Annotated in this window: 23 protein-coding genes and 1 riboswitch; of the genes, 16 read left to right on the top strand and 7 right to left on the bottom strand. The window is 47.8% G+C overall.

The genetic code is table 11. From position 1 onward, the window contains the following. Window positions 1-13: 13 nt before the first annotated feature. A complete protein-coding gene (locus tag V1498_RS18365) occupies window positions 14-1,477 on the bottom strand; it encodes an amino acid permease (protein ID WP_409299361.1) in 1,464 nt (487 codons plus the stop codon). A 92-nt stretch (window positions 1,478-1,569) separates the two neighbouring features. After that, window positions 1,570-1,752, bottom strand: a riboswitch (Lysine riboswitch). A 333-nt stretch (window positions 1,753-2,085) separates the two neighbouring features. Between V1498_RS18365 and V1498_RS18360 the strand changes: the two genes are divergently transcribed. Then, entirely contained in the window at window positions 2,086-3,258 is a 1,173-nt protein-coding gene (locus V1498_RS18360; protein ID WP_409295234.1) for an FtsW/RodA/SpoVE family cell cycle protein, read from the top strand. 123 nt (window positions 3,259-3,381) lie between these two features. After that, window positions 3,382-4,485: an AI-2E family transporter gene (locus tag V1498_RS18355; protein ID WP_409295233.1), complete on the top strand. Its 1,104-nt coding sequence runs from the start codon at window positions 3,382-3,384 to the stop codon at window positions 4,483-4,485. A 37-nt stretch (window positions 4,486-4,522) separates the two neighbouring features. Here V1498_RS18355 and V1498_RS18350 read toward each other — a convergent pair whose 3' ends face one another. The 4 genes from V1498_RS18350 to V1498_RS18335 all read right to left on the bottom strand — a co-directional run bounded on the left by V1498_RS18350 (window position 4,523) and on the right by V1498_RS18335 (window position 7,611). Further along, the gene (locus V1498_RS18350) at window positions 4,523-5,536 is read right to left on the bottom strand and encodes a D-alanyl-D-alanine carboxypeptidase family protein (RefSeq protein ID WP_409295231.1); all 1,014 of its coding nucleotides are present in this window, start codon (window positions 5,534-5,536) and stop codon (window positions 4,523-4,525) included. 161 nt (window positions 5,537-5,697) lie between these two features. Next, entirely contained in the window at window positions 5,698-5,850 is a 153-nt protein-coding gene (locus V1498_RS18345; RefSeq protein WP_409295229.1) for a BA3454 family stress response protein, read from the bottom strand. Window positions 5,851-5,960: 110 nt separating this feature from the next. Further along, a complete protein-coding gene (locus V1498_RS18340) occupies window positions 5,961-6,536 on the bottom strand; it encodes a thioredoxin family protein (protein WP_409295227.1) in 576 nt (191 codons plus the stop codon). 154 nt (window positions 6,537-6,690) lie between these two features. Continuing rightward, entirely contained in the window at window positions 6,691-7,611 is a 921-nt protein-coding gene (locus tag V1498_RS18335; RefSeq protein WP_409299360.1) for an ABC transporter substrate-binding protein, read from the bottom strand. A gap of 250 nt (window positions 7,612-7,861) precedes the next feature. On the opposite strand from V1498_RS18335, the gene V1498_RS18330 reads away from it, so the two are divergent. Genes V1498_RS18330 through V1498_RS18310 form a run of 5 tightly spaced genes read left to right on the top strand, consistent with a single transcriptional unit; the run spans window position 7,862 to window position 11,816 of the window. Beyond that, entirely contained in the window at window positions 7,862-8,866 is a 1,005-nt protein-coding gene (locus V1498_RS18330) for a FecCD family ABC transporter permease (protein ID WP_409295225.1), read from the top strand. Next, the gene (locus tag V1498_RS18325) at window positions 8,863-9,924 is read left to right on the top strand and encodes a FecCD family ABC transporter permease (RefSeq protein ID WP_409295223.1); all 1,062 of its coding nucleotides are present in this window, start codon (window positions 8,863-8,865) and stop codon (window positions 9,922-9,924) included. The genes V1498_RS18330 and V1498_RS18325 overlap by 4 nt, the downstream gene beginning before the upstream one ends. A gap of 50 nt (window positions 9,925-9,974) precedes the next feature. After that, window positions 9,975-10,796: an ABC transporter ATP-binding protein gene (locus tag V1498_RS18320; protein WP_409295221.1), complete on the top strand. Its 822-nt coding sequence runs from the start codon at window positions 9,975-9,977 to the stop codon at window positions 10,794-10,796. Then, window positions 10,786-11,535: an IucA/IucC family C-terminal-domain containing protein gene (locus V1498_RS18315; RefSeq protein ID WP_409295220.1), complete on the top strand. Its 750-nt coding sequence runs from the start codon at window positions 10,786-10,788 to the stop codon at window positions 11,533-11,535. The genes V1498_RS18320 and V1498_RS18315 overlap by 11 nt, the downstream gene beginning before the upstream one ends. Before the next feature lie 23 nt (window positions 11,536-11,558). Next, entirely contained in the window at window positions 11,559-11,816 is a 258-nt protein-coding gene (locus V1498_RS18310; RefSeq protein WP_409295218.1) for a DUF2573 family protein, read from the top strand. Between the two features lie 212 nt (window positions 11,817-12,028). On the opposite strand, the gene V1498_RS18305 is transcribed toward V1498_RS18310, so the two are convergent. After that, window positions 12,029-12,142 carry a YuzL family protein gene (locus V1498_RS18305; RefSeq protein WP_409290198.1) on the bottom strand — a complete coding sequence of 38 codons (114 nt, stop codon included), beginning with the start codon at window positions 12,140-12,142 and terminating at the stop codon, window positions 12,029-12,031. Between the two features lie 261 nt (window positions 12,143-12,403). Between V1498_RS18305 and V1498_RS18300 the strand changes: the two genes are divergently transcribed. The 3 genes from V1498_RS18300 (at window position 12,404) to V1498_RS18290 (ending at window position 17,973) form a co-directional block, all read left to right on the top strand. Further along, window positions 12,404-14,743, top strand: coding sequence for a 3-hydroxyacyl-CoA dehydrogenase/enoyl-CoA hydratase family protein (locus V1498_RS18300; RefSeq protein ID WP_409299358.1), 2,340 nt, complete (start codon window positions 12,404-12,406; stop codon window positions 14,741-14,743). 48 nt (window positions 14,744-14,791) lie between these two features. Then, entirely contained in the window at window positions 14,792-15,970 is a 1,179-nt protein-coding gene (locus tag V1498_RS18295; protein ID WP_409295217.1) for an acetyl-CoA C-acetyltransferase, read from the top strand. A 215-nt stretch (window positions 15,971-16,185) separates the two neighbouring features. After that, window positions 16,186-17,973, top strand: coding sequence for an acyl-CoA dehydrogenase family protein (locus tag V1498_RS18290; RefSeq protein ID WP_409295215.1), 1,788 nt, complete (start codon window positions 16,186-16,188; stop codon window positions 17,971-17,973). Between the two features lie 55 nt (window positions 17,974-18,028). Here V1498_RS18290 and V1498_RS18285 read toward each other — a convergent pair whose 3' ends face one another. Continuing rightward, window positions 18,029-18,097: a hypothetical protein gene (locus V1498_RS18285; RefSeq protein WP_409299357.1), complete on the bottom strand. Its 69-nt coding sequence runs from the start codon at window positions 18,095-18,097 to the stop codon at window positions 18,029-18,031. 82 nt (window positions 18,098-18,179) lie between these two features. Here V1498_RS18285 and V1498_RS18280 point away from each other — a divergent pair, with 82 nt between their 5' ends. The 6 genes from V1498_RS18280 (at window position 18,180) to V1498_RS18255 (ending at window position 21,784) form a co-directional block, all read left to right on the top strand. After that, on the top strand, window positions 18,180-19,403 hold the full coding sequence (locus tag V1498_RS18280; protein WP_409295214.1) for a serine hydrolase domain-containing protein: 1,224 nt from the start codon (window positions 18,180-18,182) through the stop codon (window positions 19,401-19,403). A 152-nt stretch (window positions 19,404-19,555) separates the two neighbouring features. After that, on the top strand, window positions 19,556-19,918 hold the full coding sequence (locus V1498_RS18275; protein WP_409295212.1) for an arsenate reductase family protein: 363 nt from the start codon (window positions 19,556-19,558) through the stop codon (window positions 19,916-19,918). A 92-nt stretch (window positions 19,919-20,010) separates the two neighbouring features. Then, the gene (gcvH, locus tag V1498_RS18270; RefSeq protein ID WP_409299355.1) at window positions 20,011-20,394 is read left to right on the top strand and encodes a glycine cleavage system protein GcvH; all 384 of its coding nucleotides are present in this window, start codon (window positions 20,011-20,013) and stop codon (window positions 20,392-20,394) included. Window positions 20,395-20,610: 216 nt separating this feature from the next. Next, window positions 20,611-20,973, top strand: coding sequence for a toprim domain-containing protein (locus V1498_RS18265; RefSeq protein ID WP_409295210.1), 363 nt, complete (start codon window positions 20,611-20,613; stop codon window positions 20,971-20,973). 6 nt (window positions 20,974-20,979) lie between these two features. Next, a complete protein-coding gene (locus V1498_RS18260; RefSeq protein WP_409295208.1) occupies window positions 20,980-21,288 on the top strand; it encodes a thioredoxin family protein in 309 nt (102 codons plus the stop codon). A gap of 163 nt (window positions 21,289-21,451) precedes the next feature. Next, the gene (locus V1498_RS18255) at window positions 21,452-21,784 is read left to right on the top strand and encodes a hypothetical protein (protein WP_409295206.1); all 333 of its coding nucleotides are present in this window, start codon (window positions 21,452-21,454) and stop codon (window positions 21,782-21,784) included. Window positions 21,785-21,855: the final 71 nt, after the last annotated feature.

Genomic DNA, 21,855 nt, shown 5'->3' with positions numbered 1-21,855 from the left:
TTTAGTTTCAGTTTCATTCACTCTTGGAAAGATCGCATTGCTCAAGCGGGATGACCTTTGTTTTCTTCGTGAATTTATAGCCGAGCCACAATACTAAAAACAGCGGCAGGCCGATGTAGGATACAAGGACTCCTTTCCAGTCAATAGAGTCGCCTGTGAAAGCTCCGTAATTCTGTCCCAGTATGACAATGATGCAGAGGCCAAAAGCGAATAGCGGTCCGAATGGGAACCATTTCGCGCGGTATGGAAGTTCATCCAGACTTCTGCCCTGCACGTTGAATGCCCTTCTAAAACGATAATGGCTGACCGCTATGCCGACCCAGGCAATGAAGCCTGACATGCCTGAAGCATTGAGGAGCCAGATATATACGGTCCCTTCTCCGAAGAAGGAGCTGAGGAAGGCAATGGTACCTACCAGGGCAGTAGCGATCAATGCATACACCGGCACTCCGCGGGAATCCAGGCGGCCGAGGAACTTAGGGGCATGGCCTTCGCGGGCAAGGTCCCACAGCATCCTGGCAGAAGCATACATCCCGGAGTTCCCGGCTGACAGCACGGCTGTCAGAATGATGGCATTCATGACAGATGCAGCAAATGCAATGCCTGCACGCTCAAAGACCAGGGTGAAGGGGCTGACCGCTACACTATCGCCTAGCAGGCTGTCATTTGTGTATGGAATCAACAGCCCGATGACAAAGATGGCAAGAATATAAAACAATAGAATTCTCCAGAAAACAGACTTGATGGCTCTCGGGATGTTGCGTTCAGGATCTTCACTTTCCCCGGCGGCTACTCCCAGCAGTTCGGTTCCCTGGAAGGAGAATCCGGCTGCCATGAAGATTCCGAGGATAGCCATGAAGCCGCCATTGAATGGTGCATCATCTACAGTAAAGTTTGTGAATCCGACAGCATCACCGCCCATGATGCCAACTACCATCATGAATCCTACGATGATGAAAACGATAACTGTTACAACTTTTATCAGGGAGAACCAGAACTCAGCTTCTCCAAAGCCTTTAACGGACATGTAATTCAATAAGAACATAATGGCAAGGCACAGGCCGCTCCATATTAGGGATGGAGTGGCAGGGAACCAGAATTTCATGATCAGCGTGACTGCGGCCAGTTCGGCTGCGATGGTGATGGCCCAGTTATACCAGTAGTTCCAGCCCATGGCGAAACCGAATGCGGGATCGACGAATTTGGCGGAATAGACCCGGAAGGAACCGGCTACAGGCATATAGGCTGCCATTTCAGCAAGCCCTGTCATCAAGAAGTAAACCATGATCCCGATGGCCGCATAGGCTGCCAGGGCTCCGCCCGGCCCGGCATTATGGACGGCCCCTCCGCTTGCGAGGAAAAGGCCGGTACCAATCGTGCCGCCGAGGGAAATCATGGTGAGATGCCGCGCCTTCAGGCTCCTTTTCAATTGTGTGGCAGGAGGTGATGTGTCTGGTGTGGTGTTTTTTCTCAAGATATTTTTCTCCTTTTCGTTGTATTTGGAAGGAGCAGATAATAGAAAAAGCCGTCGAAGGATCGACGGCTTATGTATTGTCCGAATCAAACCTTCCGATGATTAGCTCCCCACGTTTTTTGTGAAACGTGACAGTGCTGTACCTGTTCGGCGACAGCCCCAGCCAGCCTGCAAAGGGATGCGGGCGGACTTCGGCAGCTCCCCCTTTCATGCACAGTCAGCGATATCTCCTTATCTCGTGTGCGTTACTTTTGAAAGCTGCAACCTCTACTTAATCGGTGTATGAGGATTTATTAAATTAGGAATCTGTCTTGTAGTATAAAAGAGTTATAGCCAAATTGCAAGGTTCTTTTCGAAATGCCCATAAATCACCAGCCGGCTTCCATGAGTATTACGTGGTGCATTATAAATAGGAAAAAAGTGCGGAATTTGTAACAATCACAGCCTTTTCTAATTATCTCCATCACATGTTTGGATATTGTGATTTTCTTTTGTTAAAGTATAATGGTAAAGTGTTCTTTTACACATGTTAACTAATGAATATCAGGATTGAAAACGGTATATCTTGATTTATGGAAATAGCTTTCGGTTTTATTAAAAGGGGAGTACAAATGCAATCGCAAAAAAATATTTCTACACGCATAGATTTTGGGCTGGCGTTTATTATATTTCTATTGTTTTCGGCAAGCATCATCGCCATCTATAGTGCACAGACAACCGGACAGTATGGCGAGAACTTTGTACTTAAGCAGATTTTTTGGTACACGGTCGGCTGCGGCATCGTTTTTGGAGTCATTACGCTTGATTCTGATCAACTAAAAAAGCTGTCCTGGTATGCCTATGGATTCGGCATAGCCCTTTTACTTTTGATCATCGTGGCACCAGCCAGCCTTGCACCAGTAAGGAATGGGGCAAAAAGCTGGTTTGTCCTGCCCGGGGTCGGTTCGCTCCAGCCTTCTGAGCTTGTGAAAGTATTCATTATTCTGGCACTCGCCACGGTCATCACGAACCACCATGCAAAGAACCGGAGCAAGACGGTCAAGACAGACCTCTGGCTTCTATTTAAACTATGCGGGGTCACCTTTTTGCCTCTGGCCCTTGTCATGCAGCAGCCGGACCTTGGGACATCCCTTGTTTTTCTCGCAATCCTGCTTGGAATGATTTTCATATCCGGGGTTTCATGGAAAATACTGCTCCCAATTTTCACAGGGGGAATTACGTTAATATCCGTAATCTTCTATTTTGTCATCTGGCATCCGGAGATATTGGAAAAGTATCTTGGAGTCAAGCAGTACCAGTTCGGCCGGATTTATTCCTGGATAGATCCATATAACTATCAAAGCTCAGCCGGATTCCAGCTCACCCGTTCGCTGCTGGCCATCGGGTCAGGGGAAACAGGCGGGAAAGGATTTGGCCGCAGGGAAGTTTATCTGCCGGAAAGTCATTCTGACTTCATCTTCAGCGTCATCGGTGAAGAATTCGGATTTGTAGGATCAAGCATCGTGATTTCACTTCTATTCCTGCTGATTTACCATATCACCAAAATTGGAATGGATTCGAAGAACAATTACTATACCTATATATGCGTCGGTGTCATCAGTATGATCACCTTTCATGTATTCCAGAATGTCGGCATGACAATCGGTGTCCTGCCGATCACCGGGATCCCCCTTCCGTTTATCAGTTATGGAGGAAGCTCGCTCATGGGGAACTTCCTGGCCATCGGAATCATCTTCAGTATCCGGTACCATTACAAAAAATATATGTTTTCCACTGAAACTTAGGAACCCGGCCTTTTGCCGGGTTTTTATTTTTTTGGTTTAGAAAGCCTCTCATTGGTAAAAAGCTGTGTTATAGAAAAATATAAAGTATAATAAGCTTAGTAATTTTTTTCGAGAGGTGAGAGTTTGCCAAATTCAAAGTTTTTCCGGCTTGGTTATGGAATCATCATTTTTTTGGTGATCATTTATTTAAGCACAAAGGTATCGTTCATCTTTAGGCCGATACAAGTATTATTTCAAACGCTCTTTATCCCGTTCCTGATTTCAGGGGTAATTTATTATCTGCTGCGCCCGATCGTTGTTTTCCTGCAGAGAAGGAAGGTGCCGAGGGCACTTTCCATTCTGTTGATTTATTTATTATTCATTGGACTTGGGGCCATACTCATCATTTTGATTGGACCTGAGCTGCAGCAGCAGTTCAAGGGCTTCATCGACAATTTCCCGGGACTGCTCGATACGTTGAGGCAGAAGATTATCGGGCTTAGGGAGACAAAGTGGTTCTCCAGATTTGAGGAGAATGATTATGTAACAATTGATCAAGTGACAGCGAAGCTGAATGATTTTGCCAGCACGAATGTATCCAATCTTGGAAACAGGATTACGAACATCCTGGGAATCATAACAAGCATAGCTACTGTTGCGGTCACCGTGCCCTTCATCGTTTTCTATTTATTGAAGGACGGGCAGGGGGCGCCAAACGGAGTGCTGCGCTTCCTTCCTTATCTTCAGGCAAAAGAAGCCAAGAAGATCATCAAGGATATGGATAACGCCCTCAGCGCCTATATCCAGGGCCAGGCACTGGTAAGTGTCATCGTGGGAATCATGATGTATATCGGCTATCTGATCATCGGGATAGACTATTCCCTCATCCTTGCCACAATCGCCATGCTGACGAATGTCATACCATTTATCGGTCCGTTCATTGCCATCATCCCTGCTTTGATCATCGGCTTCATTGCCTCTCCGTTCATGGCGATAAAAGTAGTGATCGTAGCAATTGTGGTTCAGCAGATTGACGGAAATCTATCATCTCCATATATCATGGGGAAAAGGCTGGATATCCATCCGCTTACCATCATCCTATTATTGCTCGTTGCCGGCAGCATGGCCGGACTGCTGGGCATGATTCTTGCGGTACCATTCTATGCTGTCCTGAAGGTAATTATCAGCCATACTTACAGGCTGTACAGGCTTCATAAAGACAGGGATACCATTATCGATGTTGAATGAAAAAAGAGACTGTCCCACACGGGCAGTCTCTTTTCCATTATTTGCTGACTGGTACGGCATTCAAATATTCTTCAAGGGTAATCCCGCGGCTCATGATTTCAGAGGCCATCGATTTACCGACATATCTTAGGTGCCATGGTTCATACTTATAGCCGGTTATGGCGCTCTTGCCCTCTGGATAACGGATGATGAATCCATATTCGGCTGCATGCGCCTTCAGCCATTTTGCTTCTTTTGTAGCGCCAAAGCATGATTCGGCCGGACACGAGCCGTTTCCGCCTGTAACATCAATGGAAAGACCGGTCTGATGTTCACTGGTGCCAGGTACAGCGCTGTATGTGCTCGCCTTTTCATAGCCATCTTTCTTGACATAGGCATCGAACAAGGCTGTCTGCGTGGCGTAGGAACGATAGGCAGATACCCCGAGAAGCTGGATATTGTCTGCCTTGGCCCCTGCAAAAAGCCTGCTCAGTGCATCGGAAGCTTCTTTTCTCATCTTCTTTTTCTCGAGTTTCTCGGCAAAGATGAAGGGAACATTCGTATATACCAGATCCGCCGGAGTATAATTGTCCGGGAGCTTATTTTGTTTATTGATCAAAACAGGGATGGCATTGGGCTGCGCTGTCACCTTAATATCTTCCTTAGGCGGGGAAGCGGGGGCGGCAGGCGCAGCCGGCTTTACAGGTGCATTGGACTTAGGTTTTTCGGCCGGCTTTGAGGCAGGGGCTGAAGGAGCTTCCTTCTTCGGCTCAGCGGGCTCTTGTTTTTTTTCAACTGCTGGTGTTTCCGGCACGGAAGGTTTTTTTTCCTCTTCCTTAGGCGCCTCGACAGCTTCCTTGACCGTCTCTTCTTTTTCTATACCCTGTTTACCGGTGTCCTCTTTCTCTTCATTCGAAGGGCTGGCGTTCTTTTCAACGCTTTCTGCTTTCTTTTGGCTTTCCTGCGTCGTCTCCTGCTTATCTGATCCTGCTTCATTATTGGCTTGGGTTCCACAGCCGGACAGCATTAAAGCTGCCGCTAATACTGATGCAAGCGGTAATGATATTTTCATGTTCTACTTCCTTTTTGATATATTTAAGGGATAAATTTCCGCAAGAACTATTTTATAACAAATAAAGAGACTATTAAATGGAAAATATTGTACTATTTATGAACTCTTGAAAATCCAGAAAGAAGAGCCCTGTCTCCAAGGGAGGCAGAGCTCTTGACTATTTAGTATAAGAAGCTGTCTTCAGGACTCCATTGATCTTTGACCTGATTTAGCGCGGTGCTGAATATTTCCTCTTCCTGTGCTCCGCTGCTTACAAGGACATTCGTCATATAGTTTTTTCCTTTATATTCTACCGTAACCGTAACTTCCACCATTGGTTGATCAGCCTTTCCTTGATTATAATCGTAATCCGCACTGGACGGAGCGGATCTGCTAGATACTATATACCAAGTTATGAGGCTGGGTAAACGTAGTTGGTGAAAGATTATTTCTTATCTACTGCCGCAGCCAGGAGGGAAGAAATCATATCCTCGCTGATCGCTTTCCATAATGATTTGTTTTCGGTGAATTGGTCACTCAAATTTGATGCAAATAACTGAAAGGCAGCCTCGAAGGAAGAATCATCCTTTGCTGGCAGATCTTTCTTCAATTCAGTGACCTGTTCCTCCGCTTCGGGTGCGCGCGGCCCCCATTTGCCCGCCTCAGTTCCATCAGGGCGCAGCCAAATGATGATTGGGATGGAGCGTGATTTACCGTTAGTCAAATATTGGTCCATCAATTCAAGGTTATCATCCCGGATCAGGTACCCTTCCTGAATTCCTGCAGCGCCGGCTATGTGCATGAATATTGGAAGATTCACCATGGCATCACCGCACCAATCTGCTGTAAGGATGACAGACTGAAGTTTTTGTTCCCTGATTTTTTCTAATCGGACCAGGTCCGCTTCATTCAGTGTAAATCCTTGATATACCTTTTCAAGATTTTCACGGTGCACCGTCATGCTGCTGATGTACTCTTCCCGGGCCATTGCTGAATCAAGCCAGTTCTGTAAGTTTCTCAATGCCATACCTCCTTTTTTTCATTCTAACAGGATAGGCCTGCATTATTCTAATGATAGGGATGGGAAAAAGCTGTTTCTCTCCCGGATTCTCTGCCAGGGCAGGGGCGGTCCTCAATAAAAAAAGCCCAGGCACTTATCGCCTGGACCGCCTCTATTAGTTTGCTGAGAAAAATCCTTTCAGGTCATCAAGCATCTGATTTGCGGCCAGGATTCCTCCGGCTGTATTCCAGATGGCGTCGTCCACTTTATGGACATTGCCGCTTTTGGCTGCATTCAGGTTTTTGAACAGGGGATCCTTCAGCCATTCATCCTCAAGCTGGGTTGCCTCTCCGCCGCCTTCTTCATATGTGAAGTAGAAGATCATATCTCCGTCCATGGCAGGTATACGTTCTTTTGTCACGTTCTTTTCGGCAAAGTCATTGGCATCCTGACCTTCCGCCCTGGCAAAGCCAACCTGGTCAAGGACCACTCCTGAAAATGAATCCTTATGATAGATGCGGACATCACCCGGCATAAAACGGACCATGGAGATTTTCTTTTTCAGATTGTCGCCGGCCGCTTTTTTGACTTCTTCCACATGGTTATTGTAATCAGCGAGGACTTCTTTGCCTTTCTCTTCTTTATTTACTGCTTTTGCATAAAGCTTGAAATTTTGCTGCCAGTCGCCTCTCAATGTTTCTGAAAAAACGGTAGGTGCAATTTCATTGAGCTGTTCATATTGTTTTTCCTGGCGCATTTTGTTACCGATGATCAGGTCAGGCTTCATGGCAGCAATTGCTTCCATATTAACCTCACTCTCAAGGCCGACAACCTCCACGCCTTTCATTTGATCCTTAATATGGCTGTACCATGGCTTTCCTGTAAAGGATTGGACGGCTCCGGCAGGCTTGATGCCGAGTGCAAGCAGAGCTTCCGTGCCTTCATTTGTCAGGATAACCACTTTTTTAGGGTTTGCGGGAACCTTCGTTTCACCCATTGCGTGCTTTACTGTTATCTTATCAGCTCCACTGCTGCCTTCCTTTTTAGCCGTATCATTGCCGCATGCCGCTAATAAAAAGACAAGCAGGGCAGCCATCACGACGCCTGAATATTTTCTTATGTATGTTCTCAATGTAATTCCTCCTATGTAATTGATAATCATTATCATTCCTCTTCTAGCATAGGCTACTGGCTTAGTGTGTGTCAATTGCTAATTGAAAATGATTTTCAAACTCATTGACACTCATGCAGCATTTTACTAGACTTAAAGGGATCAAGTAATCTTCTCTATATATATTTTTAGCTTTTTCAAAAATGGAGGAAGCTGCTTTCTAAGGGGAATTTTTATGCTGTTTAAAAATAATGGACAGAGAGCAGCAGGCCTTCTGTTTTTTTCATTCATATTATTGTTTTTGATTTGTGCCAGCATCGTTTATGGCTATACCGATACATCATGGGGTACTGCAATCGAATCATTCAGGAATTTTAATGGTTCGAATGAGCATATCATTCTGCAGACAGTAAGGCTGCCGCGGGCTTTGATTGCTGCGGCAGTTGGGGCATCGCTCGCCATAGCAGGGGTGATTATGCAGAATCTTACCAAGAACCCCCTTGCATCTCCAAGTGTTTTTGGCATTAATGCAGGGGCAGGTTTTGCAGTTGTAGCGGCTGTTTCCCTGTTCTCTGCAAATTCACAGACCATATTTACATGGCTGTCCTTTGGGGGAGCGGCAGCGGCTGCTTTTGGCGTATATGCCATAGGCTCGGCGGGCAGGGAAGGACTGACCCCGATGAAGCTGACACTTGCCGGAGCGGCGGCAGCTGCCCTTTTTTCATCGCTGACTCAAGGCCTCCTGGTCTTGAATGAAGCTGCGCTCGATCAGGTGCTTTTCTGGCTTGCCGGCAGTGTGCAGGGAAGGAGGCAGGACGTCCTTGGGGCGGTCCTGCCTTATCTGGCGGCCGGCTGGATACTATCTTTGGTGCTTGCCCCTCGGCTCAATATCCTGTCGATGGGCGATGATGTGGCTAGAGGACTCGGCGTGAAGGTAGGCTTTGTGAAGCTGACAGCAGCCATCACGGTTATCCTGCTCTCCGGCGGGGCTGTCGCAATCGCCGGCCCTATCGCCTTTGTCGGGATTATCGTCCCGCACCTGACAAGGGCCGCTGCAGGGATCGACCATCGATGGGTGATTCCGTTCAGCGGAGTGTTTGGAGCCATGCTTCTATTGCTGGCAGATATCGGGGCCAGATACGTACTGATGCCCCAGGAAGTGCCGGTGGGCGTCATGACGGCGCTTGTAGGAACCCCGTTTTTCATTTTCATCGCAAGAAGGGGGTTCCATTCAAAATGAGCCGGAGAAAATTTGCTGCCGTTCGTTTACTTAAAGGGAAAATTTCTTTTTTATTGGATATAAAAGCATTAACTGCAGGGCTCGTATTAGCAGCCCTGACTCTATTGTTATTCTTGTTCAGCACAGGGACCGGCCAGATGTATATATCGCCGGTGCGGGTGCTGCTTGCTCTTGCTGGATCAGGAAGCAGTCTTGAAGAGACAGTGATTCATTCCCTGAGGCTTCCAAGGATCATCACCGCGGTATTTACCGGGGCGTCACTCGCGGTGGCAGGGGCCATGCTGCAGGGAATGATCAAGAATCCACTGGCATCTCCAGATATCATTGGGCTGACTAACGGAGCATCTCTTGCCGTAGTCAGTTTCCTGGCCATTTTCAGCAACGATGATAACAGCCTGACAGTAAGCATTGCCTGGCTTCCTGCCGCAGCCTTTGCAGGAGCTGCAGCCGCTGCAGTGCTTGTGTATATGCTTTCCTATAAAAATGGAATGTCTCCGATCCGCATGGTCTTGATAGGAATTGGCATATCCGCCCTCCTTCAGGCCGGAACAACGCTGATGATGATCCTCGGCCCTATATTCCGTGCCTCACAGGCCAATATCTGGATAACAGGCTCTGTAAATGGGACGAAATGGAGCGATGTGAATATCCTGGTCCCGGTTTCGGTCTTGCTCATAATTGGCGCTTTTATCATGTCCAGGCACCTGAATATCCAGGAGCTGGGAGAAGATGTGGCAGCTGGAGCAGGCGGCAGAATAGGGCTGCAGAGGGTGTGGATGTTGGTCTTCGCAGCCGCCCTCACAGGGACAGGGGTTGCTTTTGCAGGGGGCATCGGCTTCGTCGGCCTTATGGCTCCCCATATTGCCCGGAGGCTTGCAGGAGGCTCCTTTGGCGCCCTGATCCCAGTCTCTGCTTTGGTCGGGGCCATCCTTGTACTGGCGGCCGATTTGATTGGCAGGACATTATTTGCTCCGCTGGAGATTCCGGCAGGGGTATTTACAGCAAGCATAGGAGCTCCATACTTTATTTACTTATTATATAAGACGAGAAATCAGTGAGCTTTAGAAACCAGGCTTGGCAAATCGATCGCAAAAAGGAGAATCCGTGAATGAAAGAAGCCATCGAAACATCCGCATTGACTCTGTCTTATGGCAGTCAGAAAGTCATAGACTCCCTTGATTTAAAAATCCCCAGGGGTGAAATTACGGTTTTGATCGGCAGCAATGGCTGCGGCAAATCCACCTTGCTGCGTTCGGCTGCCAGGCTTTTAAAGCCTGAGTCAGGTTCCATCCTGCTCGACGGGGAATCCATTGCGAAGCTTCCCACTAAAGACGTAGCCAGAAAAATGGCCATCCTGCCGCAGGCGCCGGCTGCCCCTGAAGGGCTGACGGTCCTGCAGCTCGTGAAGCAGGGCCGCTACCCGTACCAGACCTGGTACCGCCAATGGACGCAGGAGGATGAGGAGAAGGTGGAACGCGCCCTAAAAGCGGCGGGTCTTGAGGAGCTGCGGGAGCGGCCGGTCGATTCTCTTTCCGGCGGCCAGCGCCAGCGGGCATGGATCGCCATGGTCCTGGCCCAGGATACAGATATCATCCTGCTCGATGAACCAACCACTTACCTGGACATGACGCACCAGATTGAAATCCTTGACCTTTTGTATGAATTGAATGAAACAGAGAAACGGACCATTGTAATGGTACTGCATGATTTAAATCTGGCATGCCGCTATGCACATCATATCGTGGCGCTCAAAGATAAGAAGATTTATGCGCAGGGCTACCCAGAGCATGTAGTGAATTGCAGCCTTGTGAAGGAAGTGTTCCAGATGGACTGCGAGGTGACAAGCGACCCGCTGTTCGGCACGCCGCTCTGTATTCCTCACGGCCGGGGCCGCTGCATCCTGAAAAGAGGCGAGAGGCTTGTACAGTAGTGAAGTTTCCCATGAGGAGCTGGAAAGTTTAAAAGCATACAGAGGCACCACTGACCGTTTTTCTTCTGACTTAAGTTTTTCATCCGGAGAATTATTGGATCTTGAAGCAAGAAAGAGAATCATAGCTGCGGCAGCCGCCAGAATGGGGGCGCCCAATAAAATGGCAGCCTCCTCCATCCTTATGAAGAGGCTGGGCTTCATCCCGGTACTTGGGCTGTATGCTTTTTACAAATGGGGAAAAGTCCTGGATCTTTCAATTGAAAATGTCATGGTTGAGACAGATGACCGTGAATCAGGCTGGCTTCCCCGATTCAGGCTTAAAACCTGGCGCTTTGTGGAATGGAAAGGTAAGGGCCGGGCGGAGATGAGGCAGAAGAACGCCGAAAGGATATTTACAGGATTTCTAAGTCCCATCATGGCCTCGCTCTCCCAGGAAACGAGTCTGTCAAAGCATATTATGTGGGAGAATATTGCGGTCTATATTTTTTGGCTTTATGAATCCTTGTTGAATTCCGAATCGGATCCAGCTCTTGCCGGGACGCTCAGGGAGGATATGGAGTTCATCTGCAGAGAAGCAGAGGGCAGGATATTCGGTCCCTGCCGCTCTAATCCTCTCACCCGTTATTTCCATGAAAAGACCGGGGGAATCAGGTATCGATCAACCTGTTGTCTTGCTTATATGCTGGGCGGCACTGGAGGCAAAAGATGCAAAACCTGCCCGCATTATAAATGCCTGTAAGAGCAAAAAAAGGAGGGTTTATAATGAGTGAATTTGAGGGGCAGCTGGATGCGCTGCTTGCAAAATATACAGAGCTTCTGCTTGGCAGTGATGATCAGGATTTGCAGGAGAAGGTAAAGGCATGGGCGCTGTATACCCATATTTCTAAATCAATGCCGGCACTGGCCAGACATTGGAATGAACTTTATCCAGAGGGTAAGGCGGAAATGATCTCACTGATTTCAGAAATTAAAGAACGGAACGAAAAGCATCGGAGTCAAAAGAAAAATCCAGGAACCTGACAGGCTGGGAATGATCCGGTCTGTCAGGTTTTTTCCTGTGGAAAAGGGGCGGAGCATGTATCATAAGGCTTCCTTCAGGTAGGTGTGAACATCATTTGTCCCGCTGGCATTCCTGCCTGCGCTTACTCCGCTCCACCGCCTTATGTGCTTGTTCCTTCTCTTGTCCAGGTTCCTATCCATGCATAGGCTGCAAGTAGAAAACTCATGTTGATTTAATTTTTTGTTTTCTTGTTATGATCGGCCATCTCGACGGTTGGCCCCGCATTTCCTTTTACACTGGCAGCACTTACCCCTGCCTTGGAAGGATTCTTTTTCACCTTAGCCATTCTTTCTCACCCCCTTATGCTAGGTTGCCCCATATCAAAAGTCCATAAAAGAAAAAATAAAGAAACTGCCCGTTCGCAGTTGATAAATTGTCAGAAATATTTTATATTTATAACAACAAGGAAAAATGAGTTCAGCTCAAAAATTTTTTTGGACAAAAAATGAATGATTATTCATTCAGAGGAACTGGACCATTGGATATAAAGGGGGAAATCGCTTTGGATCTTCAAATAAGAAAAGCAGCAGTCCTGGGTTCCGGCGTCATGGGCTCCGGCATCGCGGCCCATCTGGCCAACATTGGAATTCCGACACTGCTCCTGGATATTGCTCCACGGGAACTCACAGAGCAGGAATCAAAAAAAGGCCTTACGCTGGAGGATAAAGCAGTAAAGAACCGCATCAGCAGCACAGCGCTTCAGAAATTATTAAAACAAAAGCCGGCACCGCTGACTTCCAAGAATAATTTAAATCTGATAGAAGCAGGGAATTTTGATGACGATATGCCGCGGCTGGCTGAAGTGGACTGGATCATTGAGGTGGTGGTTGAAAACCTTGAAATCAAGAAAAAAGTAATTCAGCAGGTGGACACATACCGCAGGGAAGGAAGCATCGTCAGTTCCAATACCTCTGGCATCTCCGTCGAAGCCATGGTGGAAGGCAGAAGTGATGACTTCAAGAAACATTTCCTCGGAACCCACTTCTTCAACCCGCCGCGTTATTTGAAATTGCTGGAGGTTATCCCGACGTCAGCAACTGATACAGATGTCCTGGCATTCATGAAGAAGTTCGGCGAAGATGTCCTTGGCAAAGGCGTTGTAGAAGCGAAGGACACCCCGAATTTCATTGCGAACCGGATTGGAACCTATGGGCTGCTTGTGACAGTGAGGGAAATGCAAAAAGGCGGCTACAGTGTCGGTGAGGTGGATTCCATTACCGGTCCTATGATCGGCCGGCCAAAGAGTGCGACATTCAGGACATTGGATGTTGTCGGGCTAGATACATTTGCCCATGTCGCAAAGAATGTGTATGAACAGGTGGATGGAGAAGAAAAAGAAGTTTTCAAGCTTCCCCCTTTTGTTGAAAGAATGCTTGATAATGGCTGGTATGGAAGCAAATCGGGACAGGGATTCTTCCTGAAGCAAGGGAAGGATATCCTTGAGCTGGATTATGAAACCATGGAATATGTGCCCCGCAAAAAGCTGAAAACAGCGGCCACTGAAATGAGCAGGCAGGAAAAAGGCTCAACGGCAAAATTGAAAGCGCTTGTATACGCCGATGACCGGGCAGGAGAGCTGCTTTGGAATATCATCAGTCCGGTTCTCATATATTCCGCAGAGCTTGCCGGCACGATCGCGGATGATATTGCCGCCATCGACCAGGCCATGAAATGGGGCTTTGGCTGGGATAAGGGTCCATTTGAAATATGGGACGCCATCGGTCTTGAAAGATCCATCGGGAAAATGGAGCAGGAAGGAAGAGATGTCCCGGGGTGGGTAAAGGAGCTTGCCGAAAGCGGAACAGGCACTTTCTATAAAGAGGAAGACGGAGATGTTTCATTCTTTAACAAGGGTGATTATAAGAAGCTTGGGATGAATCCCAAAAATATAGATTTGAAAAGGCTGAAGAAGCAAAACGGAGTCATCAAGAAGAACAGCGGAGCAAGCCTGATTGATATGGGCGATGGGGTGGCACTGCTGGAATTCCATTCACAGAACAATTCCATCGGACTGGATATCACACAGATGATCAATTTCGCCATTGAAGAAACAGAGCGGAATTTTAAAGGGCTCGTAATAGGGAACCAGGGCAAGAATTTCTGCGTGGGAGCGAACCTGGCCATGATTCTGATGGAGGCACAGGATGACAATATCTACGAACTGGATATGGTGGTCAAGCACTTCCAGCAGGCGATGATGAAGATCAAATACAGCAGCAAACCAGTCGTCGCAGCACCGTTCGGCATGACCCTTGGAGGAGGGGCAGAAGTCTGCCTGCCTGCCGCAAGGATCCAGGCTTCTTCGGAAACATATATGGGGCTTGTGGAGGCGGGAGTCGGCCTGATACCGGGCGGCGGCGGAAACAAAGAGCTGTACCTGAAGCATCTTGAGAACATGCCAAAGGGTGTGGAGTTCGATCTTCAGAAGGTAGCCAATAAAGTCTTTGAAACGATAGCGATGGCAAAGGTCTCTACTTCGGCCGCCGAAGCCCGGGAAAATAACTTCCTTGGTGAGGAAGATAACATCAGCATGAACCCGGATCACCTCCTGCATGACGCAAAGCGGTCTGTGCTGGCCCTGAGTGAAGCAGGCTATCAGGCACCGGTCCGCAAGAAGGTGCCGGTTGTAGGGGAAACAGGATATGCTGCCCTGCTCTTGGGTGCCAATGCGATGCACCTTTCAGGCTATATTTCGGAGCATGACTTGAAGATCGCGAAAAAGCTGGCATATGTGCTGGCCGGAGGAAATGTGCCATTTGGTACAGAAGTGGATGAACAGTATCTGCTTGACCTTGAACGGGAAGCTTTCCTGGCCCTTGTTGCAGAAGGGAAGTCCCAGCAGAGGATGCAGCATATGCTCTTGAAGGGAAAACCGCTCCGCAACTGAAGGCGGATCATTTAACGATACAAAAACACAAACAGGGGGAGGATTCTCATGAGGGAAGCAGTAATCGTAGCCGGTGCGAGGACGCCGGTTGGAAAAGCAAAAAAGGGGACATTGGCAGATGTGCGGCCGGATGACCTTGGTGCCCTGGTTGTCAAGGAGACATTAAAGCGGGCAGGGGGTTATGAAGGCAATATTGATGATCTGATCATTGGATGTGCCATGCCGGAAGCAGAGCAGGGCCTGAATATGGCAAGAAATATCGGGGCGCTCGCAGGGCTTCCCCATACCGTGCCGGCTGTCACGATCAACCGCTATTGCTCAAGCGGCCTCCAGACAATCGCGTATGGTGCGGAAAGAATCATGCTCGGACATTCTGATACCGTCATAGCCGGCGGAGCTGAATCGATGAGTCTTGTGCCGATGATGGGCCATGTGACAAGGCCGAACGTCAAGCTTGCAGAGACTGCGCCCGCATACTATATGGGCATGGGCCATACTGCCGAGGAAGTGGCAAAGAAATATGGCATCAGCCGGGAAGATCAGGACGAATTTGCGGTAAGAAGCCATACAAATGCAGCCAGGGCCATAAGAGAAGGGAAATTCCAGGATGAGATCGTCCCGGTGGATGTGACCATCCGCCATGTTGGGACAGATAATAAGATAAAAGAAAAGCAGGTTTTATTTTCAGAGGATGAAGGCGTCAGGGAAGGCACCACAACAGAGATCCTGTCAAAGCTGCGGCCGGCCTTTAATGTAAGGGGAACAGTCACAGCAGGAAATGCCTCCCAGACAAGTGACGGCGCTGCTGCGGTGATGGTAATGGACCGTGAGAAGGCTGGTTCCCTGGGGCTTCAGCCAATGGCTAAATTCAGGTCCTTCGCAGTGGCAGGCGTGCCGCCCGAAGTGATGGGGATTGGTCCAATTGCGGCAATACCTAAAGCACTGAAGCTTGCAGGCCTGGAGATTCCGGATATCGGTCTGTTTGAATTGAATGAGGCCTTTGCCTCCCAGTCCATCCAGATCATCAGGGAATTGGGACTGGACATGGACCGTGTCAATGTAAACGGCGGGGCGATTGCCCTCGGCCATCCGCTGGGCTGTACCGGAGCCAAGCTGACACTGTCGCTCATCCATGAAATGAAGCGGCAGAATCAGCAATTCGGGGTTGTCACGATGTGCATAGGCGGCGGAATGGGCGCGGCAGGCGTGTTTGAATTGCTTGCATAAAAAAACATGAGTTTGCTGCCCGCAGCCCATGCATGGAAAGGAACCTGGGCAAAAGCAGGAACAAACACAATGGGGCGGAAGAGCGGAGTAAGGCGCAGCCAGGAATGCCGCAGGATAAATGATGATCACACCTGGCTGCAGGAAGCCTTAGGGATAATGCAGCTCCGCACCTTTTCTACAGAAAAAGATACTTAATTTGAGAGGAGAAAAAGAAAATGGCTGTTAATCAAACACAGGATGTTATCAAAGGTGGAAGTTTCCTGATTGAGGATGTTGCCGCTGACAGGATGTTCACTCCGGAGGACTTTTCCGATGAACAGAAAATGATTGCCAAGACAACGGAAGATTATGTTGTGAATGAGGTTCTACCGGTAGTTGAAAAACTTGAGAACCACGAATTTGAGCATTCTGTAAGGCTTTTAAAAGAAGCTGGGGAATTGGGGCTTTTAGGGGCGGATGTACCGGAGGAGTACGGCGGCCTCGGTCTTGATAAAGTAAGCTCAGCACTAATTGCGGAAAAAATGTCCAGGGCAGGCGGCTTCTCCATCACCCACGGCGCACATGTAGGGATTGGCTCCCTGCCGATCGTCCTTTTCGGAAATGAAAGCCAAAAGGAAAAATATCTTCCTGCGCTTGCGACGGGAGAGAAACTGGCAGCCTATGCACTGACAGAGCCGGGTTCGGGGTCTGATGCCCTTGGTGCCAAGACGACTGCCAGGCTGAATGCAGCCGGTACGCATTATGTTTTGAACGGAGAAAAGCAGTGGATCACCAATGCAGGCTTCGCTGATGTTTTTGTAGTATACGCAAAAATCGATGGGGAACAGTTCTCGGCCTTTATCGTGGAACGCGAATATCCTGGGGTATCTACCGGTCCTGAAGAAAAGAAAATGGGGATCAAGAGCTCCTCAACCAGGACATTGATCCTTGAAGACGCAGAAGTTCCTGTAGAGAACCTATTGGGCGAAGCAGGTAAAGGGCACATCATAGCCTTTAATATCCTTAATATCGGCCGCTATAAGCTTGGAGTAGGTGCAGTTGGCGGTGCAAAGCGTGCATTTGAACTTGCTGCAGCATACGCAAACCAGCGCCAGCAGTTCAAAACACCTATTTCATCCTTTAACCTGATCCGTGAAAAGCTTGCCACGATGGCCGCGAAAATTTATGCAGCCGAGAGCTCGGTATGGCGTACCGTCGGCCTTTTTGAAGACAGGATGAGCAGGCTGACCGATGAAGAAGTGAAAAATGGCAAGGAAGTGGCAAATTCCATTGCGGAGTATGCGATCGAATGCTCCTTGAATAAAGTATTTGCGACAGAGGTATTGGATTATGTGGTCGATGAGGGTGTCCAGATCCATGGCGGCTACGGTTTCATGGCAGAATATGAAATCGAACGGGCGTACCGTGATTCCAGGATCAACCGTATTTTCGAAGGAACCAATGAAATCAACCGCCTGCTTGTGCCGGGTACCTACATCCGGAAGGCAATGAAAGGTGAGCTGCCGCTTTTCCAGAAAGCGCAGGCACTGCAGGAAGAACTGATGATGATGATGCCGGAAGAGCCTGGTGACGAGCCGCTGGCACAGGAGAAGCATCTCGTGAAGAATGCCAAGAAAATCGGCCTGCTTGCTGCCGGACTTGCTGCCCAGAAATATGGAAAGGCACTGGATAAGGAGCAGGAAATCCTTGTGAATATTGCGGACATTGTATCACTCGCCTATTCCATGGAGGCTGTTGTCCTCCGTACAGAAAAAGCGATTGGGAAAAACGGGATTGAAAAGAATGGGCAGAAGCTTCTTTATACACAGATTTTCTGCCAGGAAGCGTTCAACCAGATTGAGCAGCATGCCAAAGAAACATTGGTTGCAACTGAGCAGGGAGATGCACTCCGTATGCTGATTTCTGCACTGCGCAAGTTTACGAGGCATACACCGATCAACGTAATCGGCAAGAAGCGTGAAGCAGCCGAGAAATTGGTGGAAGCGGAGCGTTATACCGTATAAACAGCTAGAGGGTATCCCAAAAAGTGTGGTGGCCCCCATAAGTTAGAGAATTATATTAAGCTGCTAATTGGCGGGTGTGAATCCGGTATTCTACCGGGCTCATGCCTGCCAGTTTTTTCTTTATACGCTTATAGTTATAATAATTTATATATTCCCCCCTGTATCCTGTTTTTGTCGAAAGGAATTTTCGCGGGCATGTGGATGAAATGGAGGAGAAGGTTTGTATCGGGACCGAAATCCGCTTGAACCGGATTCTTTTTAGGAACCCGACAGAATCGAGGTGGAGTATAGTCTGTGAAGAGGGGGAAGCAGAGATAAATCAAGGACGTAAGGAAGAACTTACAGCATTAATCTCGAAAGAGTTGGAATCAGCAGGCATTGTCGGTGCAAGTGTAGCAATCGTGGAAGGTTCAGGAGTTGTTTACTCGAAGGGATTTGGATTCGCGAGGCGGGGTGAAGATCACCTCATGGATGCCGACACGCTCATGAGCATCCAAAGCATCTCGAAAAACTTTATGGCTGCCTCAATCATGCAGCTCGTGGAAGCAGGATTTATTGAGTTGGACGAGCCTGTTGTTAAGCATCTTCCATACTTCAGGACGACCTGCCGAAAAATGAGTGATCAAATCACAATCCGCCAGGTGCTCTCCCATACAGCGGGCTTCCCGGAAATTGTAGGGATAGCCAATATGATCGCCCCAAATGCGCGGGAGATTTTCTCAGATACGCCGACAGAATTCCAGGAAGCGCTGGATTACTACGGTCTTAAAGAAGAAGAGCTGGCGGCCATATTTGACCGGGAGGACATTACAAGATGGTTTAAGAAGGTGGAACTCGAAGGCCCGCCTGGATCTCAATGGAGATATTGTACAGACGCCTATGTCATCTTGGCGGATATGTTTGAAAAAGTGACTGGCTTGGACTGGGAAACGCATCTGGAAGCCTATGTTTTACGGCCGCTTGGGATGGAAAGAACGACGAGTCGCGGAGCGGAGGAAGCACCTAATAGTGCTAGATACTACATGGGGCAGGAAAGAGCCGAAACACCTTTTCCGAAAAATGAACTGGCGGCTCCCATCGGATATCTCTATTCTACAGCCAATGAGCTGGGAAGGTACCTGGGCGCCCACCTCAATGGAGGAACAGCATTGTTGCAGCCGGACTCTGTGAAAATTATGCAAAACCCCCATCATCTAGTAAGCGAAGAATGGCGGATGGGCAGTGAAGTCAGGAGCTACGGCCTTGCCTGGTTCACGGATGAGTACAAAGGCCTGCGGATTGTGGAGCACGGCGGCGGACAAATGGGGGTGCGGTCCCTCATGACACTGGTGCCGGATCTCAATCTTGGCATCGTGGTATTGATGAATACAGAGGGTACGGTGCATTATGATATTTGTAAGGCAATCATTAATTTGTATTTGAATGAATGAAGAAGACGAATCGTCCGGGGAGGGGAAGCCATCCCTTGCTTGTTAAGGGCTTGGAGAGACAGCCTCTATTTCAAGAACGGCATTGTAAGATTGAATCTCAGGATCCCTGCTGGTATCATAGGATCAATTAAAGTATGAAGGGAGAGCTGCATGTGGCACATAAACTGAACTTTTATTGGTATCCTAAATGCGGGACATGCCGCAAAGCGAAGAAATGGCTCGATGAGAATTCAGTGCCTTATGAGGACATACATATTGTTGAAAACCCCCCGTCAAGGAGCACTATCCAAGAGCTTCATGAAAAGAGCGGACTGGAGCTGAAAAAGTTTTTTAATACAAGCGGACTTAAATATAAAGAGCTTGGATTAAAGGATACTGTTAAAACAGCGGATGAAGACGAGCTGTATGATCTTCTTGCCTCTGACGGGATGCTCTTGAAGCGCCCGATCCTGACAGACGGAGAGAAAGTGACCGTCGGCTTCAAGGAAGAGGAATATCAAAAAATGTGGAAATAAGTGTACTGCCGATAGGCATGTCCATTTCCATTATGGTATATTGAATTTATAGCAGGTGGGGCAATACCCCATACATATGGAGGGAAATGATGATGAGTTCACCAAAAGAATTGCGCTATTCTGAAGAACATGAGTGGGTAAAGGTAGAGGGCGAAAAAGTCCGAATCGGCATTACAGATTTTGCCCAGTCAGAACTGGGGGATATTGTGTTCGTCGAGCTTCCTGAAATAGGAGATGAAATCAAGGCGGATGAGCCGTTTGGCAGTGTTGAATCCGTAAAGACTGTTTCCGAGCTTTATGCCCCGATCAGCGGAAAGATTGTTGAAATTAATGAAGAACTAAGCGACAGCCCTGAATTTGTAAATGAATCTCCATATGAAAAAGCATGGATGGTCGTTATCGAGCCTTCCAATGCAAGCGACGTTGAAGGTTTGATGACAGCGGAACAATATGAAGAAATGATAAGCGAAGATTGATGTATCAAGGAAGGCGCCGCTATGGGCCTTCTTTTTAATTCCCAGATCCAAAAGAAGATCCTGTCAATTTGTCCAAGTTTCTGCAGGCGCTGGAAAGAGAATTGTGTTTTCAAGTTTTTTTTCAGGGAAAAGTAAAGGAAATTGCTAAATCGTTCTGAATACATTTTGATTTCATATAAAGAACATTTTTATAGAAATCAGTCCAGGGTGATGAAAATGGAAATAGTACCGGTCGAGAAGGTCATAATTGTAGAGGGAACCTCAGATAAGCGGAAGGTCATCAGTGTCCTCAATGAACCGATTGAAGTGATCTGCACAAATGGAACCATATCGCTGACCAGACTTGAAGAAATTATGGACGAACATTTTGATAAGGAAGTATACATTCTCGTAGATGCTGATGAAGCTGGAGAAAAGCTCAGGAAGCAATTCAAACGGGAATTCCCGGAAGCGATGCATTTGTATATCGATAGAGCGTATAGGGAAGTGGAAAATGCACCTGCTTATCATATAGCTACTGTCCTCCTGAGTGCAAATATCGATGTTCATGCAGAATACTTAGAGCAAAGGATGTATTAAAGCATCATGGAAGTTTGGAAAGAAGAACAATTTTCTAGGGCGATACAAAATGGGGAGACGTTCTGCTTCTACCTCTATACCCCTTTATGCGGTACATGCCAGGTGGCATCCAAAATGCTTGGGGTGGTGGAAGAGCTTCTTCCCGGATTACCAATGGGCAAGGCAGACCTGAATTATATGCCGGGGACAGCGGAACAGTTTGAAGTGGAGAGCGTACCCTGTCTGCTGCTTTTTAAAGACGGCCGGCTGGTACAAAAAATATACGCCTTCCAATCGGTCCCTTTTTTATACGACACATTGAAGCATTCATTCTGACACCCTGCTGGGTGTTTTTTTTGTCTTTGGGGGTGCTTTCGACAGCACCATGGATTTATCGGGGAAAAGCAACGGCTTTTGTAACCGGGCAAGGTAATTGTCGAGCACTTGGTAAAGGAAAATAAATTCACCTATGGAATGTAGTAAGTAAGGGAGGGGATGTATGGTGGAAAGGCTGTGCAGAATTTTCTTGGCAAACTTAAGGAGGAAGACTTATCTTGTACCCATTCTTTCGGGAGATAAGAGAATTGTCTGCTTACAGAGTAATCGGGAGGAAAAGCGCCTGGTCCTGTCAAGGAAAAAGCAGGACTTCTTTACTGAAGGTGGCAATGCCCACTTTTATATCGAAGGACGCGAAGAAAGCTTAAGGGCCCTGATCATGGGCCGGGAAAAATTGCAGACGCTGGTCAAGGAAAATCAACTAAAGGTTACGGGATCCTTTCGTGACTTATTATATCTGGAAGCTGTTTTTCTGCTCAATAAACCGCGCCCGTAATTATTTACAGAATATTTAAATAATATGTTGATGCTCTCTTTCTTTTGTGTTATATTCCTATTAGTTTACTA

Origin of the sequence: Paraperibacillus marinus, assembly GCF_046237605.1 — a bacterium.
GTDB classification, from domain to species: Bacteria; Bacillota; Bacilli; order Bacillales; family DSM-1321; genus Paraperibacillus; species Paraperibacillus marinus.
This window is presented reverse-complemented; position numbering and strand designations above follow the sequence as displayed.

Coding starts and splice junctions, on each gene's coding strand:
- V1498_RS18265 (WP_409295210.1), top strand. CDS start 20,611: ATGGAAATAGTACCGGTCGAGAAGGTCATAATTGTAGAGGGAACCTCA.
- V1498_RS18290 (WP_409295215.1), top strand. CDS start 16,186: ATGGCTGTTAATCAAACACAGGATGTTATCAAAGGTGGAAGTTTCCTG.
- V1498_RS18360 (WP_409295234.1), top strand. CDS start 2,086: ATGCAATCGCAAAAAAATATTTCTACACGCATAGATTTTGGGCTGGCG.
- V1498_RS18255 (WP_409295206.1), top strand. CDS start 21,452: ATGGTGGAAAGGCTGTGCAGAATTTTCTTGGCAAACTTAAGGAGGAAG.
- V1498_RS18330 (WP_409295225.1), top strand. CDS start 7,862: ATGCTGTTTAAAAATAATGGACAGAGAGCAGCAGGCCTTCTGTTTTTT.
- V1498_RS18295 (WP_409295217.1), top strand. CDS start 14,792: ATGAGGGAAGCAGTAATCGTAGCCGGTGCGAGGACGCCGGTTGGAAAA.
- V1498_RS18300 (WP_409299358.1), top strand. CDS start 12,404: ATGGGCTCCGGCATCGCGGCCCATCTGGCCAACATTGGAATTCCGACA.
- V1498_RS18325 (WP_409295223.1), top strand. CDS start 8,863: ATGAGCCGGAGAAAATTTGCTGCCGTTCGTTTACTTAAAGGGAAAATT.
- gcvH (WP_409299355.1), top strand. CDS start 20,011: ATGAGTTCACCAAAAGAATTGCGCTATTCTGAAGAACATGAGTGGGTA.
- V1498_RS18335 (WP_409299360.1), bottom strand. CDS start 7,611: ATGGCTGCCCTGCTTGTCTTTTTATTAGCGGCATGCGGCAATGATACG.
- V1498_RS18260 (WP_409295208.1), top strand. CDS start 20,980: ATGGAAGTTTGGAAAGAAGAACAATTTTCTAGGGCGATACAAAATGGG.
- V1498_RS18350 (WP_409295231.1), bottom strand. CDS start 5,536: ATGAAAATATCATTACCGCTTGCATCAGTATTAGCGGCAGCTTTAATG.
- V1498_RS18305 (WP_409290198.1), bottom strand. CDS start 12,142: ATGGCTAAGGTGAAAAAGAATCCTTCCAAGGCAGGGGTAAGTGCTGCC.
- V1498_RS18320 (WP_409295221.1), top strand. CDS start 9,975: ATGAAAGAAGCCATCGAAACATCCGCATTGACTCTGTCTTATGGCAGT.
- V1498_RS18310 (WP_409295218.1), top strand. CDS start 11,559: ATGAGTGAATTTGAGGGGCAGCTGGATGCGCTGCTTGCAAAATATACA.
- V1498_RS18345 (WP_409295229.1), bottom strand. CDS start 5,850: ATGGTGGAAGTTACGGTTACGGTAGAATATAAAGGAAAAAACTATATG.
- V1498_RS18280 (WP_409295214.1), top strand. CDS start 18,180: ATGGAGGAGAAGGTTTGTATCGGGACCGAAATCCGCTTGAACCGGATT.